14 protein-coding genes are annotated in these 14,644 nt (G+C 61.6%); 11 read left to right on the top strand and 3 right to left on the bottom strand.

Annotation, left to right across the window (positions count from 1 at the left end; genetic code table 11):
* The first annotated feature begins 15 nt into the window (after nt 1-15).
* The 9 genes from metG to ACX0MV_RS06605 all read left to right on the top strand — a co-directional run bounded on the left by metG (nt 16) and on the right by ACX0MV_RS06605 (nt 9,826).
* Nucleotides 16-2,058 carry a methionine--tRNA ligase gene (gene metG / locus ACX0MV_RS06645; RefSeq protein WP_458981675.1) on the top strand — a complete coding sequence of 681 codons (2,043 nt, stop codon included), beginning with the start codon at nt 16-18 and terminating at the stop codon, nt 2,056-2,058.
* A 142-nt stretch (nt 2,059-2,200) separates the two neighbouring features.
* Nucleotides 2,201-2,785, top strand: coding sequence for an electron transport complex subunit RsxA (gene rsxA, locus ACX0MV_RS06640; RefSeq protein WP_458981674.1), 585 nt, complete (start codon nt 2,201-2,203; stop codon nt 2,783-2,785).
* Complete coding sequence (gene rsxB / locus ACX0MV_RS06635) at nt 2,782-3,357, top strand: electron transport complex subunit RsxB (protein ID WP_458981673.1); 576 nt, start codon at nt 2,782-2,784, stop codon at nt 3,355-3,357. The genes rsxA and rsxB overlap by 4 nt, the downstream gene beginning before the upstream one ends.
* A complete protein-coding gene (gene rsxC / locus ACX0MV_RS06630; RefSeq protein WP_458981672.1) occupies nt 3,354-6,047 on the top strand; it encodes an electron transport complex subunit RsxC in 2,694 nt (897 codons plus the stop codon). Before rsxB ends, rsxC begins: the two co-directional genes overlap by 4 nt.
* 207 nt (nt 6,048-6,254) lie before the next feature.
* Nucleotides 6,255-7,286, top strand: a complete 1,032-nt coding sequence (locus tag ACX0MV_RS06625) for an RnfABCDGE type electron transport complex subunit D (protein WP_458981671.1) — start codon at nt 6,255-6,257, stop codon at nt 7,284-7,286.
* A 2-nt stretch (nt 7,287-7,288) separates the two neighbouring features.
* Nucleotides 7,289-8,053: an electron transport complex subunit RsxG gene (gene rsxG, locus ACX0MV_RS06620; RefSeq protein ID WP_458981670.1), complete on the top strand. Its 765-nt coding sequence runs from the start codon at nt 7,289-7,291 to the stop codon at nt 8,051-8,053.
* Entirely contained in the window at nt 8,050-8,763 is a 714-nt protein-coding gene (locus ACX0MV_RS06615; protein ID WP_458981669.1) for an electron transport complex subunit E, read from the top strand. The genes rsxG and ACX0MV_RS06615 overlap by 4 nt, the downstream gene beginning before the upstream one ends.
* Nucleotides 8,760-9,398, top strand: coding sequence for an endonuclease III (nth, locus tag ACX0MV_RS06610; RefSeq protein WP_458981668.1), 639 nt, complete (start codon nt 8,760-8,762; stop codon nt 9,396-9,398). The genes ACX0MV_RS06615 and nth overlap by 4 nt, the downstream gene beginning before the upstream one ends.
* 248 nt (nt 9,399-9,646) lie before the next feature.
* On the top strand, nt 9,647-9,826 hold the full coding sequence (locus tag ACX0MV_RS06605) for a PA3496 family putative envelope integrity protein (protein ID WP_458981667.1): 180 nt from the start codon (nt 9,647-9,649) through the stop codon (nt 9,824-9,826).
* Between the two features lie 57 nt (nt 9,827-9,883).
* On the opposite strand, the gene gloA is transcribed toward ACX0MV_RS06605, so the two are convergent.
* The 3 genes from gloA to ACX0MV_RS06590 all read right to left on the bottom strand — a co-directional run bounded on the left by gloA (nt 9,884) and on the right by ACX0MV_RS06590 (nt 12,664).
* Complete coding sequence (gene gloA / locus ACX0MV_RS06600) at nt 9,884-10,276, bottom strand: lactoylglutathione lyase (protein WP_458981666.1); 393 nt, start codon at nt 10,274-10,276, stop codon at nt 9,884-9,886.
* Between the two features lie 127 nt (nt 10,277-10,403).
* Nucleotides 10,404-11,621, bottom strand: coding sequence for an argininosuccinate synthase (locus tag ACX0MV_RS06595; protein WP_458981665.1), 1,218 nt, complete (start codon nt 11,619-11,621; stop codon nt 10,404-10,406).
* Nucleotides 11,622-11,743: 122 nt separating this feature from the next.
* Complete coding sequence (locus tag ACX0MV_RS06590; protein WP_458981664.1) at nt 11,744-12,664, bottom strand: flagellar protein MotY; 921 nt, start codon at nt 12,662-12,664, stop codon at nt 11,744-11,746.
* A 198-nt stretch (nt 12,665-12,862) separates the two neighbouring features.
* On the opposite strand from ACX0MV_RS06590, the gene pyrC reads away from it, so the two are divergent.
* Nucleotides 12,863-13,909, top strand: coding sequence for a dihydroorotase (gene pyrC, locus ACX0MV_RS06585; protein ID WP_458981663.1), 1,047 nt, complete (start codon nt 12,863-12,865; stop codon nt 13,907-13,909).
* Between the two features lie 59 nt (nt 13,910-13,968).
* Nucleotides 13,969-14,580 carry a ribonuclease T gene (gene rnt / locus ACX0MV_RS06580; RefSeq protein ID WP_458981781.1) on the top strand — a complete coding sequence of 204 codons (612 nt, stop codon included), beginning with the start codon at nt 13,969-13,971 and terminating at the stop codon, nt 14,578-14,580.
* Nucleotides 14,581-14,644 lie beyond the last annotated feature (64 nt).

Raw genomic sequence — 14,644 nt, 5'->3', positions numbered from 1 at the left:
GTGCAGCCGATCACCATGACCGAAGCCCGCAAAATTCTCATTACCAGCGCCCTACCCTACGCCAATGGCTCGATCCACCTCGGCCATATGCTTGAGTACATCCAGACCGACATGTGGGTGCGCTTCCAGAAACTGCGCGGGAACCAGGCCATCTACGTCTGCGCCGACGACGCCCATGGTTCGGCGATCATGCTGCGCGCCGAGAAGGAAGGCATCACCCCGGAACAGTTGATTGCCAACGTCAAGGCCGAGCACACCGCCGACTTCGCCGACTTCGGAGTCAACTTCGACAACTACCACTCGACCCACTCCGAAGAAAACCGCGAGCTGTCCGCAGCGATTTACCTGAAGCTGCGCGACGCCGGTCATATCGCCACTCGGTCGGTGACCCAGTACTTCGATCCTGAGAAAGGCATGTTTCTCGCCGACCGCTTCATCAAAGGCACCTGTCCGAAGTGTGCGGCCGAAGATCAGTACGGCGACAACTGCGAGAAATGCGGCGCCACCTACGAGCCCACCGAACTGAAGAATCCGCGCTCGGCCATCTCCGGCGCCGTACCCGAGTTGCGCGACTCCAAGCACTTCTTCTTCAAGCTGCCGGACTTCGAGGCCATGCTGAAAAGCTGGACCCGTGGTGGCGCACTGCAGGACGCGGTCGCCAACAAGATCGCCGAATGGCTGGATTCTGGCCTGCAGGAGTGGGATATCTCGCGCGATGCGCCCTACTTCGGCTTCGAAATCCCCGATGAGCCGGGCAAATACTTCTACGTCTGGCTGGACGCGCCGATCGGCTATATGGCCAGCTTCAAGAACCTCTGCAACCGCACACCCGAGCTGGATTTCGATGCGTTCTGGGGCAAGGATTCGTCTGCCGAGCTGTACCACTTTATCGGCAAGGACATCGTCAACTTCCATGCCCTGTTCTGGCCGGCGATGCTCGAAGGCGCGGGTTTCCGCAAGCCGACCGCGGTCGCCGTACACGGTTACCTGACCGTCAACGGGCAGAAGATGTCCAAGTCGCGCGGCACCTTTATCAAGGCGCGCACCTACCTGGATCACCTCAACCCGGAATACCTGCGCTACTACTACGCGGCCAAACTGAGCCGTGGCGTCGACGACCTCGACCTTAACCTCGAAGACTTCGTGCAGAAGGTCAACTCGGACCTGGTCGGCAAGGTGGTGAATATCGCCAGCCGTTGCGCCGGCTTTATTCATAAGGGCAACGCGGGCCTGCTGGTAAGCGGCAATGCCGCGCCGGAACTGACCGAAGCCTTCCAGGCCGCCGCGCCAAGCATCGCCGAAGCCTACGAGGCCCGCGACTTCGCCCGCGCCATGCGCGAGATCATGGCGCTGGCTGACCGCGCCAACGCCTGGATCGCCGACAAGGCACCCTGGTCGCTGGCCAAACAGGACGGCAAGCAGGACGAAGTGCAGGCCATCTGCGCCCTGGGCGTTAACCTGTTCCGCCAGCTGGTGATTTTCCTCAAACCGGTACTGCCGAAACTGGCCAGCGACGCCGAAGCCTTCCTGAATGTCGCGCCGCTGGCCTGGGACGACCATCAGAACCTGTTGGCCAACCATCAACTGAACCCGTTCAGCGCCCTGCTGACCCGTATCGAGCCTGCGAAAATCGACGCCATGATCGAAGCCTCCAAAGAAGACCTCGCTGCCAGCGAAGCCGCCCCAGTTGCAGCTGGCAATGGCGAACTGACAAAAGACCCACTGGCCGCCGAAATCGCCTTCGACGCCTTTGCAGCGGTCGACCTGCGTATTGCCCTGATCGAGAAGTGCGAGTTCGTCGAAGGCGCCGACAAGCTGCTGCGCCTGACCCTGGATATCGGCGATGCCAAGCGCAACGTGTTCAGCGGCATCAAGAGCGCCTACCCAGACCCAAGCAAGCTGGAAGGTCGCCTGACCCTGTACGTGGCCAACCTGGCCGCGCGCAAAATGAAGTTCGGCGTGTCCGAAGGCATGGTCCTGGCGGCCGGTCCTGGCGGCGAGGAAATCTACCTGCTCAGCCCGGACAGCGGCGCCAAGCCGGGCCAGCGGGTCAAGTAAATACGCGCCTGGCGCAGCCGCCGATCAGGCTGCGCCAGCCTTATGCCGCTGACTCAGCGGCATTGATCCGGCTTGTCTGGGGGGATCGCCTTGCCGATAATAGCGGCCCTCCCACGACCTTTTCAGAGCACACGGTAACCCGATGACCGAACTCGCCTTGATCATGGTCAGCGCCATCCTGGTCAACAACTTCGTGCTGGTGCAGTTCCTTGGTCTGTGCCCATTCATGGGCGTGTCGAAGAAGATCGAGACGGCCATCGGCCTGTCGCTCGCTACGACCTTCGTGTTGACCCTGGCCGCCATGTGCAGCTACCTGGTTCAGCAGTACGTGCTCAAGCCGCTGGATATCGAGTTCCTGCGCACCATCAGCTTCATTCTGGTGATCGCCGTGGTAGTGCAGTTCACCGAGATGGTGGTGAACAAGACCAGCCCGCTGCTGTACCGCGTGCTCGGCATCTTCCTGCCGCTGATCACCACCAATTGCATCGTGCTCGGCGTCGCCCTGCTCAACGCCAACAAGTCTGAGTTCACCTTTATCACCGCCACCGCCAACGGCTTTGCTGCAGGCCTCGGTTTCTCCCTGGTGCTGGTGCTGTTTGCCGCCATGCGCGAACGCATCGCCATCGCCGACGTGCCGAAGTCGTTCCAGGGCGCGGCCATTGGCATGGTCACCGCAGGCCTGATGTCGCTGGCATTCATGGGCTTTACCGGTTTGATCAAGCTATGAGTGTGGTACTGATCGCCGTTCTGGCATTGCTCGCGTTGTGCCTGGTCTGCGGCGCAATACTTGGCTTCGCCGCCGTGCGCTTCAAGGTCGAAGGTGACCCGATTGCCGAGCAGATCAATGCGCTGCTGCCACAAACCCAGTGCGGCCAGTGCGGCTACCCAGGCTGCAAACCCTACGCCGAAGCCATCGCTGGCGGCGACAAGATCAATAAATGCCCGCCCGGTGGCGAGTCGACCATCCAGGCGCTGGCCGATCTGCTCGATGTCGAGGCTGAGCCGCTGGACGCCGTGGAAGGCGAAAAACCGCAGATGGTTGCCTATATCCGCGAGGCCGAATGCATCGGCTGCACCAAGTGCATCCAGGCCTGCCCGGTGGACGCCATCGTCGGCGCAGCCAAGCAGATGCATACGGTGATCGTCAGCGAGTGCACCGGTTGCGACCTGTGCGTCGAGCCTTGCCCGGTCGACTGCATCGACATGATCGAAGTGGGCAGCAACGTGCAAAGCTGGAAATGGAGCAAGCCACTGCCGCCGGGGCAACTCATCGCCAGCGACCGGGAGCGGGCAGCATGACGGCCCTGCACACCTCTGACGCGACCGTGTGGGACATACCCGGCGGGATTCATCCGCCGGAACGCAAGGCGTTGTCCAACCGCGCGCCGATCCAGCCCATGCCCGTGCCAAAACGGCTGGTTCTGCCCCTGCAGCAACATATCGGTGCGCCCGCGGTGCCGGTGGTTGAGGTGGGCGAATACGTGCGCAAGGGTCAGCTGATCGCCAGCGCCAATGGCTTTGTCAGCGTACCGGTACATGCGCCGACCTCGGGCACCGTCAGCGCTATCGGGCCGCAGCCCTATCCCCATGTGTCCGGCATGCTAGCGCCGGCCATCGTGATCGACAGCGACGGCCTGGACCAGTGGACCGACCTGACCCCGCATCCCGATTACCAGAGCCTGGATGCCGATAGCGTGCTGGAAGTCATCCGCCAGGCCGGAATCAACGGCTTGGGCGGCGCGGGTTTCCCTACCGCGGTGAAGCTCACCGCGCGACCGACGCAGAAAATCCACACGCTGATCATCAATGGCACCGAGTGCGAACCCTATATCACTGCCGATGACCTGCTGATGCGCGAGAAAGCCGCCGAGCTGGTCAGCGGTATCGAGATTCTCGCGCACCTGATTCAGCCCGAGCAGGTGCTGATCGGCATCGAGGACAACAAGCCCGAGGCGATTGCGGCGGTCAGGTCCGCCGTTGGCGAGCGGCCGTTCAGCGTGCGGGTGTTCCCGACCAAATATCCGTCCGGCGGCGAAAAACAGCTGATCCAGATTCTGACCGGCGTGGAAGTACCCAGCGGCGGATTGCCAGCGGATATCGGCATCCTCTGCCAGAACGTCGGCAGCGCCGTAGCCGTTCACAACGCGGTGATGCTCGGCAAGCCATTGATCTCGCGAATCACCACCCTGACCGGCGAGGCCCTGGCGCGGCCAATGAACGTCGAAGTACTGCTCGGCACCCCGGTCGAGGAACTGCTGGCATTCGCCGGGCTGGACAGCCGCGCACTCAACCGGCTGATCATGGGTGGGCCGATGATGGGCTTCACCCTGCCCGACCTCGACGTGCCACTGATCAAGACCACCAACTGCCTGCTGGCCTCCACCGCCGAGGAACTGCCGCCACCGCCGCCAGCGTTGCCCTGCATCCGCTGCGGCGATTGCGCCGAAGTGTGCCCGGCCATCCTGCTGCCGCAACAGCTGCATTTTTTCGCCATCGGCCAGGAGCACGAGCAGCTCAAGGCGCATAACCTGTTCGACTGCATCGAGTGCGGCGCCTGCGCCTACGTCTGCCCGTCGAATATTCCCCTGGTGCAGTATTACCGCGCCGCCAAGGGCGAGATTCGCGAGCTGGAGCAGAAACACCTCAAGGCCGAACACTCCAAGCAGCGCTTCGAATTGCGCCAGGAACGCCTGCGTCGCGCGGAAGAGCAGAAGGAAGCCGAACGCCAGGCCCGCGCCGAGCGCGCTGCACGGGCCAAGGCAGCCCAAGCTGAAGCACCCGGCGCCGATGAAAGCAGCGTGGCGCCCGCAGCCAAGCCAGCGGGCCTCAGCGACGAGCAGAAGAAGCTCAAGATCGAAGCCAGCATGGCCCAGGTCGCGTTGAAGAAGGCCGAGAAACAACTGGCTGCCCACGCCACTGCAGAGATGCAGGCCCAGGTCGACGAACTGCGCGGCGCCGCCGCAGCCGCGCAACAAGCTCTGGAGACGGCCATGGCGGCCGCTCCCGTATCGCCTGCAGCCGCGGTCGATGACAGCGCACTGAAGAAAGCCAAGATCGACGCAGCCATGCTGCGAGCCCAAGTGCGCAAGCTGGAAAAGCTCGAAGCGCCCAGCGATGAACAGCAAAGCGAACTGCAGCAGCTTCGCGGCCAATTGGAAGCGGCGGAAAAGCTGCTCGCCGGTCTGCAGGTTGAAGCGCCTGCGCCAAGTGCAAAACCTGCCGCCGATGACACTGCACTGAAGAAGGCCAAGATCGATGCAGCCATGCTGCGTGCCCAAGCGCGCAAGCTGGAAAAGCTCGAAGCGCCCAGCGATGAACAGCAAAGCGAACTGCAGCAGCTTCGCGGCCAATTGGAAGCGGCGGAAAAGCTGCTCGCGGGTCTGCAGGTTGAAGCGCCTGCGCCAAGTGCAAAACCTGCCGCCGATGACACTGCACTGAAGAAAGCCAAGATCGATGCAGCCATGCTGCGTGCCCAAGTGCGCAAGCTGGAGAAGCTCGAAGCGCCAAGTGCCGAGCAGCAGAACGAATTGCAACAGCTACGCGATCAGTTGCAAGCCGCCGAAAAGCTTTTGGCCAGCCTTGAAAGTCAGACACCCGCAGCTCAAGCCGCCGTCGCGCAAACGGCTCCGGAAATCGATCTGCTAAAGAAAGCCAAGATCGAACTGGCCATGAAGCGCGCCGAACTGAAGAAAGCTGAAAAGGCGGGCAGCGACGACGCCGAGCTAAATAAACTGCGTGATGCCGTGGCCAACGCCGAACAGGCTTTGCATGCCGCTGAAGAAGCTTCGAACAAACCGGTACCCGAGCTGATTCGCAGCGACAAGCGTCCAGTCGACGACGCCACCCGCGCGCTGAAAACCGAAGTCGCCTTCGCCCGCGCCGATTTGCGCAAGCTGGAGCGCGACGACAGCACCGCCGATGAAGTACTGGCTGCAGCACGCGAGCGTTTGGCCCAAGCCGAAAGCAAATTACAGGAGCACGCAGGCTAACCCCGTAGATCCTATGTTCTTGTGCAAGATCTATGAGGCCGTAGGGTGGATGGCGCTTCATCCATCCACCAAACCGCGATGGCGGACAAGCCTTCGGCATGTCCGCCCCTACGATATTGCGGACATTGCAGATAGACATAGGATTCAGGATCCAAACCCCGAGGCTGCGCATCGCGCAGCCTACGCAAGACAACAACCGGAGCGCCAATGGCCCTGCCCCGCATCACATCGCCCCACGCCAAGGGCAGCAACCGTACTCAGCAGGTGATGCTGCAGGTCATGCTCGCCACCGTGCCCGGCATTCTGGCGCTGACCTGGCTGTTCGGTTCCGGCACCCTGATCAATCTGCTCTGGGCTAGCGCCTGCGCCTTGGGCTTCGAAGCTGCCATCCTGGCCCTGCGCAAGCGCCCGATCGGTTTCTTCCTGCAGGACTACAGCGCGCTGGTCACCGCAATACTGCTGGCGCTGGCCTTGCCGCCTTACGCGCCCTGGTGGCTGACCCTGATCGCCACGGGTTTCGCCATCGTGTTTGGTAAACAGCTGTATGGCGGCCTGGGGCAGAATCCTTTCAACCCAGCAATGCTTGGCTATGTGGTGGTGCTGATCTCCTTCCCGCTGGAAATGACCAGCTGGCCAGCGCCGCATGCGGTTGGCATGCTCGAGGGCATACAGCAGATCATCGGCATCGCCGACCTTGCCGATGGCTGGACCCAGGCCACCGCGCTGGACGCGCTGAAGGTCAACCAGAGCCTGACCATGGATGAGCTTTGGGCGCAGAACCCGGCGTTCGGCTACTTTGGCGGCATGGCAGCGGAAGTCGTCAATCTGGCGTTTCTCGCTGGCGGCATGTATCTGCTGCACAAGCGCCTGTTCACCTGGCACGCCCCGGTCGGCATGCTCGCGGGCCTGTTCGTCATGAGCCTGCTGTTCTGGAATGGCTCGGGCTCGGACTCCAACGGCTCGCCGCTGTTTCACCTGCTCAGCGGCGCCACCATGCTCGGCGCCTTCTTTATCGTCACCGACCCGGTGTCCGGCGCTACCAGTACCCTGGGTCGGTTGATTTTCGGGGTCGGCGTCGGCGTGTTGATCTACGTGATCCGCGCCTGGGGCGGCTACCCCGACGCGGTGGCCTTCGCCGTACTGCTGATGAACCTGGCGGCGCCGACCATCGACTATTACACCCGGCCGCGTACCTACGGCCACCGCAAGCCCACTCGCGGCTTCAAGTTGGGAGAATGACAATGCTCCCGGAAATCAGCCGTTCGATGCTGAAAAACAGCCTGGTGCTGGGCCTCTTCGCCGTGGTCACCGTTGGCGGGGTAACGCTGATCCAGCAGGCCACTGCGGCGCGCATCGAGGCCTCCGCCCGCGCAGCCCAGGTCCGCGCATTAGGTGAAATCCTCCCAGCCGGCAGTTACGACAACCAGTTGCTGGACAACAGCATTTCGCTGCATGACCCTCTGCTCGGCAACCGCAACCCGCAGCCCGCCTATATCGCGCTCAAAGCCGGAGTGCCCAGCGCGGTGATTCTCCAGGCCACTGCGCCGGATGGTTACAGCGGCGCGATTCAGCTGCTAGTAGGCATTCAGGCCGACGGTCGCCTGGCCGGGGTACGCGTGCTCAGCCATCGCGAAACCCCGGGCCTGGGCGACAAGATCGAGTTGAGCAAGGACGACTGGATACTGAGCTTTGTCGGCAAGTCGTTGAATCAGCCGACCGAGGCCGGCTGGGCGGTGAAGAAGGACCGCGGCGAGTTCGACCAATTCGCTGGCGCCACCATCACCCCACGGGCCGTGGTAAAAGCGGTGCACAACGCCCTGCTGTATTTCGATGCGCACCGCGCCGAACTGCTGGCTAGCGCAGGCAGACCCGTTGCTACGCAGGCACAACCCGCCACTGGCGACGACGCACTGACTCATTCCCGCGCGGGCAACGCCGCCAATCGCGATGAGCAGCGCGTGCGCGGCAGTCTTGGCGCCCCGGACGAACAAGGAAACGCGCCATGAGCAGCCCGAGCTACCGCGAAATCACGTTCAACGGGCTGTGGAAGAACAACCCGGCCCTGGTTCAGTTGCTCGGCTTATGCCCGCTGCTCGGCGTGAGCAACTCGGCCGTCAACGCCCTGGGTCTTGCGCTGGCCAGCGCCGTGGTACTGGTCTGCTCCAACACCGCGGTCTCGCTGGTACGCGGCGTGGTCAACACCGCCGTGCGTCTGCCGGCCTTCGTGATGATTATCGCCGCCCTGACCACCTGCATCGAGCTGCTGATGCAGGCGTTTACATACGAGCTGTACCAGATCCTCGGCATCTTTATTCCGCTGATCACCACCAACTGCGTGATTCTCGGCCGCGCCGACGGCTTTGCGGCGAAGAATGACCCCGCCCGCGCTGCCTATGACGGCCTGATGATGGGCCTGGGTTTCGGCGCGGTACTGGTCATGATTGGCGCCGTGCGCGAGCTGTTCGGTACCGGCGCGCTGTTCGCCAACATGCACCTGTTGTTCGGCCCGATTGCCGCCGACTGGCAACTGACGGTGTTCTCGGACTACCAGGGTTTTCTGCTGGCGATCCTGCCACCCGGTGCATTCCTGGTGCTCGGCTTGTTGATCGCCGGCAAGAATCGCATCGATGAAATACTGGCCGAGCGTGCCAAGGCAAACCAGGTTGCGGAGCCGGTGCAGAGCCGCCGCGTAAGGGTCACCGGGGTGATCGAGTGAACGCCGCCAAGCGCCACGAAATCTTCCGCCGCTTACATGAAGACAATCCAGAACCGAAAACGGAGCTCGCCTACAGCTCGCCGTTCGAATTGCTGATTGCGGTGATTCTCTCGGCCCAGGCCACCGACGTGGGCGTCAACAAGGCCACTGCGAAACTGTTTCCGCTGGCCAACACGCCCGAAGCCATTTACGCACTGGGTGTCGAAGGCCTGTCCGAGTACATCAAGACCATCGGCTTGTACAACAGCAAAGCGAAGAATGTCATCGAGACCTGTCGCCTGCTGATCGAATTGCACGGCAGCCAGGTGCCACAGACCCGCGAAGCCCTGGAAGCCCTGCCCGGGGTCGGCCGCAAGACCGCGAACGTGGTGCTCAACACCGCCTTCAGGCAACTGACCATGGCAGTGGACACGCATATTTTCCGCGTCAGCAATCGGACCCGTCTTGCTCCAGGCAAGAACGTGGTCGAGGTTGAGAAAAAACTGTTGAAGGTCGTGCCGAAGGAATTTCTGCTGGATTCCCATCACTGGCTGATCCTGCATGGCCGCTACGTATGCCAGGCACGCAAGCCCCGTTGTGGCAGTTGCCGCATCGAAGACCTGTGCGAATACCCACTCAAGACTTCTGACGATTAGCCTTTCAATAGATACGCCAGCCTATCGATTGAAAAAATCTTTTTTACCCGCTCAAGTTTTGCCGCTATAAGGTGCGCAAATCAGGTTGTGTGAAAACGTAGCGAGCGAAGGTCAAGCAAGGCGGAAAAGGCGAACACGCGGAGTTTACGAGTTGTAAATGAGCGGTGTGAGCCTGTTACCAACGCAGCATGACGAGCGCAGCCGTTTTCACACCAGCTGAATGGCCCTGGTAGCCTGGAGTGAAACAGATGAGCACCGGTAAAGAAGAACTTGAGCTCGATGAAGATTTCGTCGCGGAAGAAGCCGATGATGGCGAAGCGCCTGTCGAAGTGGCCAAAACCAACCTGACCAAGCGCCGTATCATCGATAACTTCCTCGAAGAGCGTCGCCTGCATAAGCAACTGGCCGAATATGACTTCGACCTGTAACGATCAAAAGCCCTGCGACTCAGCAGGGCTTTTTGTTGGCGGGCTTGCCGGCCGGCGTCAATCCTTGCGCGACGGCGAAAGCAGCTCGATCTTGTAGCCGTCCGGGTCTTCCACGAATGCGAGAACGCTGGTGCCGTGTATCATCGGGCCAGGCTCACGGGTTATCTTGCCGCCCCGACTGCGAATGTCTTCACAGGCCTTGTACACATCCGCGACTTCCAAGGCGATGTGGCCATAGCCAGTCCCCAGCTCGTAGCCCTCGACACCCCAGTTATGGGTCAACTCGACCACGCTGTTGTGCGCTTCATCGCCATAACCGACGAACGCCAGGGTGAACTGCCCGTCCGGGTAGTCCTTGCGGCGTAGCAGGGTCATGCCCAGCACTTCGGTGTAGAACGCGATGGATTTATCCATATCGCCGACGCGCAGCATGGTATGCAGCAGTCTCATCAGGTTTCTCCTCTTCTCGACCGCTTGTGGCGGTGGGTAGAAGCACAACCCCGGCATAGGGCCGGGGTTGGCATGCGCTGGCTAGAAGCGCGAAATGACGGTTAGCGCATCCGCGCCTCCACGTCGGTTACAGCAGTTTGCGCCCTTTGCCGGCCGCGATGCGCATGCGCAGCGCATTGAGCTTGATGAAGCCGCCAGCGTCAGCCTGGTTGTACGCGCCGCCGTCTTCTTCAAAGGTGGCGATATTGGCGTCGAACAGCGAGTCATCGGACTTGCGCCCGGTAATGATCACGTTGCCCTTGTACAGCTTCATGCGTACCACGCCGTTCACGTTGGCCTGGGAGGCGTCGATCATCTGTTGCAGCATCAGACGCTCAGGGCTCCACCAGAAACCGTTGTATATCAGGCTGGCGTATTTCGGCATCAGCTCGTCTTTCAGGTGAGCGACTTCGCGGTCCAGGGTGATCGACTCGATGGCGCGGTGACCTTTGAGCATGATGGTGCCGCCGGGAGTCTCGTAGCAGCCCCGGGACTTCATGCCGACGAAGCGGTTCTCGACGATGTCCAGACGACCGATACCGTTCTCGCCGCCGATGCGGTTGAGTTCGGCCAGCACGGTCGCCGGGCTCATTTCCTTGCCGTCGATGGCGACGATATCGCCCTTGCGGTAGGTCAGCTCGATATAGGTCGGTACGTCCGGCGCTGCCTCGGGAGAGACAGTCCATTTCCACATGTCTTCTTCGTGCTCGGTCCAGGTGTCTTCCAGCACGCCGCCTTCATAGGAGATGTGCAGCAGGTTGGCATCCATGGAATACGGCGACTTCTTCTTGCCGTGACGTTCGATCGGGATCGCGTGCTTTTCGGCGTAATCCATCAGCTTCTCGCGCGACAGCAAGTCCCACTCGCGCCATGGGGCAATGACTTTCACGCCCGGCTTGAGCGCATAGGCGCCCAGTTCGAAACGCACTTGGTCGTTACCTTTGCCAGTAGCGCCGTGGGAGATGGCGTCAGCGCCGGTTTCATTGGCGATTTCGATCAGGCGCTTGGCGATCAGCGGACGGGCAATTGAGGTGCCCAGCAGGTATTCGCCTTCGTAGACGGTGTTGGCGCGGAACATCGGGTAAACGAAGTCGCGGACGAACTCTTCGCGCAAATCGTCGATATAGATTTCCTTGACGCCCATGGCCTTGGCCTTGGCGCGGGCCGGCTCGACTTCCTCACCCTGGCCGAGGTCAGCGGTGAAGGTCACCACTTCACAGTTGTAGGTGTCTTGCAGCCACTTCAGGATTACCGAAGTGTCCAGGCCACCGGAATACGCCAGGACTACCTTGTTTACGTCGGCCATGCCATCACTCCACGGGGTTGTGCGGGAAAACCCGTGATTCTACTGGCCTTGGCAGTCAATTTACAGGGCCGCGACAGCTTGAGACGACCAGGCGACAGCTGTCCGTCCGCCGTCGGGCATTTTCAGGAGCTAGCTGCAGGCGCGCTCGCTGTTTCGCCAGGAGCCACGTGCGCTGCTTCCGGAGCGCGATCGAGGCGCAGGCTGACTCGGCGATTTTTCGCCCGGTTGGCTTCGTTGGTATTGGGCACCAGCGGATAGCGTTCGCCGTGGAAACGCATGGTGATGTTCTCGGCCGGCACGCCGTTGGCCTTGAAGTACTCCATCACCGCCAATGCGCGGCGCCGGGACAGGTCACGGTTGGTCAGGCGGTTGCCGCTGTTGTCGGCGTGACCATCCAGCTGGATGCGGTTGACGCTGGGGTCGGCTTTGATAAAGGACAGGATGATGTCCAGCTTGGCCTGAGCCATGGGGTCCAGATCAACGCCGCCGCCGGGAAAACCGACCTGGGACTGACGGATCTGCTCGAAATTGACTGGCAGCAGCTTGGCGGTGCAGCCCAGGTACTCGTTATAGGCCTTATTGAATTTAACCGGGAGCAGGCGAACCTCGAGGCCATTGCTGCCATGGGGAGTGCGGTGCCGCACCAGTGGGCTGCGCCCTTCCAGCAGCCCCGTGATCAGCCGTGCGCCCTGCTCTTCGGTGCTGTTGAACAACACCTCTCCACTGCCGATTGCAACCGAACCGAGGTTAATGTCGCCGCGTCCCGGTTGCCAGGGTGCTGCGGCGGCCAGCAGCGTGGCGGAACCCGCGCCCAGCCAGCGCTCGCGCGCCTGCAGACGAAAGGTTGCCTGCTCTCCCGCCCGGCGAACGAACTCCCCGGCACCGAAGTCAGTGATCGGTTGCGACAGCCGGCATTCGAACTGATCGCCTGCGACCTGCCACTCGACTTTTTCCAGTCGGGTCTGAAAGCTGATAGCACCAGCTGACTGCGTAAGAGGCAAACTGGCGAGCAGGCTGAGCAAAGGTAGATAAAGCTGTCGCACGGCAGGCTCCACGAGGAATAACGGCGTTCCCTCGGGGTATCGTCGTGGCGGGGAAAAACTTGAGGCGGCATAGGGATCAGGCAACGGCGAATAATCGTGGCAACGGGCCACTGGAGCGCCGAACAGCCGCTTTCGGCGTGCCCTGGCAGGCCTTTTCCGGTAGCATTCCCAACACGTTTTACCCGCCTGGAAATCTTCATGACCGACCGCCTCACTCTGCTGCGTCCCGACGACTGGCATATCCACCTGCGCGACGGTGCCGTGCTGCCGCACACCGTCGCCGATGTCGCGCGCACGTTCGGCCGCGCCATCATCATGCCCAATCTGGTGCCGCCAGTCCGCAATGCCAGTGAAGCCGATGCCTACCGCCAGCGGATCGTTGATGCTCGCCCTGCTGGCAGCCGATTCGAACCCTTGATGGTGCTCTATCTCACCGACCTGACCAGCGCCGAAGACGTTCGCGCGGCCAAGGCTTGCGGGTTCGTGCACGCAGCAAAACTCTATCCGGCTGGCGCGACCACCAACTCCGATTCCGGGGTTACCAGCATCGACAAGATATTCCCGGTACTCGAGACCATGGCCGAGGTCGGTCTGCCGTTGCTGGTGCACGGTGAAGTGACGCGCGGCGAAGTCGATGTGTTCGACCGCGAGAAATTCTTCATCGATGAACACCTGACCCGTGTAGTCGCTCGCTTCCCCACGTTGAAGGTGGTGTTCGAGCACATCACCACGCGTGACGCGGTCGAGTTCGTCAACGCTGCGCCAGCCAACGTCGGCGCCACCATCACCGCGCACCACCTGCTGTACAACCGCAATCACATGCTGGTGGGCGGCATCCGTCCGCACTTTTACTGCCTGCCGATTCTCAAGCGCAACGTGCATCAGGACGCCCTGCTCGACGCCGCCACCAGCGGCAGCGCCAAGTTTTTTCTGGGTACCGATTCGGCGCCCCACGCCAAACACGCTAAGGAAGCCGCTTGCGGCTGCGCCGGTTGCTACACAGCCTTTGCTGCCATCGAGCTGTATGCCGAAGCCTTCGAGCAGCGCAACGCACTGGACAAGCTGGAAGCTTTCGCCAGCCAGAACGGCCCGGACTTCTATGGTTTGCCACGCAACAGCGAGACCATCACCCTGATCCGCGAAGACTGGACCGCTCCTGCCAGTCTGCCGCTGGGCGAGCAAAGCGTCATTCCCCTGCGTGCCGGCGAAACCCTGCGCTGGCGCCTGCTGGAGAAAACCCTGTGAGCGAAGACCTTTACGAAGATGATCAGGACGCTGGCGCGCCGTCAGGGCCGCGTCATCCGATGGCCGCGCGTTTCCGGGGTTATCTGCCTGTCGTGGTTGACGTGGAAACGGGCGGGTTCAACTGCGCCACCGATGCGCTGCTGGAAATCGCAGCCACCACGGTGGCCATGGACGAGCAAGGCTTTCTCTATCCCGATCACACCCACTTCTTCCGCGTGGAGCCGTTCAAGGGCGCCAATATCGAACAGGCGGCGCTGGACTTCACCGGCATCAAGCTCGATCACCCGCTGCGCATGGCGGTCAGTGAAGAGCACGCACTCGGGGAAATATTCAAAGGCCTGCGCAAGTCGCTGAAAGCCAATGGCTGCAAACGGGCGATTCTGGTCGGGCACAACAGCAGCTTCGACCTTGGCTTTCTCAATGCCGCCGTTGCCCGCTGTGACCTCAAGCGCAACCCGTTCCACCCCTTCTCAAGCTTCGATACCGCAACGCTTGCCGGTCTCGCTTACGGTCAGACCGTACTGGCCAAAGCCTGCCAGGCGGCCGGGATCGAGTTTGACGGCCGCGAGGCCCACTCGGCGCGCTACGACACCGAAAAGACCGCCGAGCTGTTTTGCGGCATCGTCAATCGCTGGAAGGAAATGGGCGGCTGGGAAGACTTCGACGAATAAACCACCTGACATAAAAAAACCGGCTCAGGCCGGTTTTTTTATGTCAGGTGCGCAGCAGGTTTAT

The sequence above is a fragment of the Pseudomonas cistanchae genome (assembly GCF_054483635.1).
The sequence above is the reverse complement of the archived record's forward strand: the minus strand, read 5'-3'. Positions and strand labels throughout refer to the sequence as shown.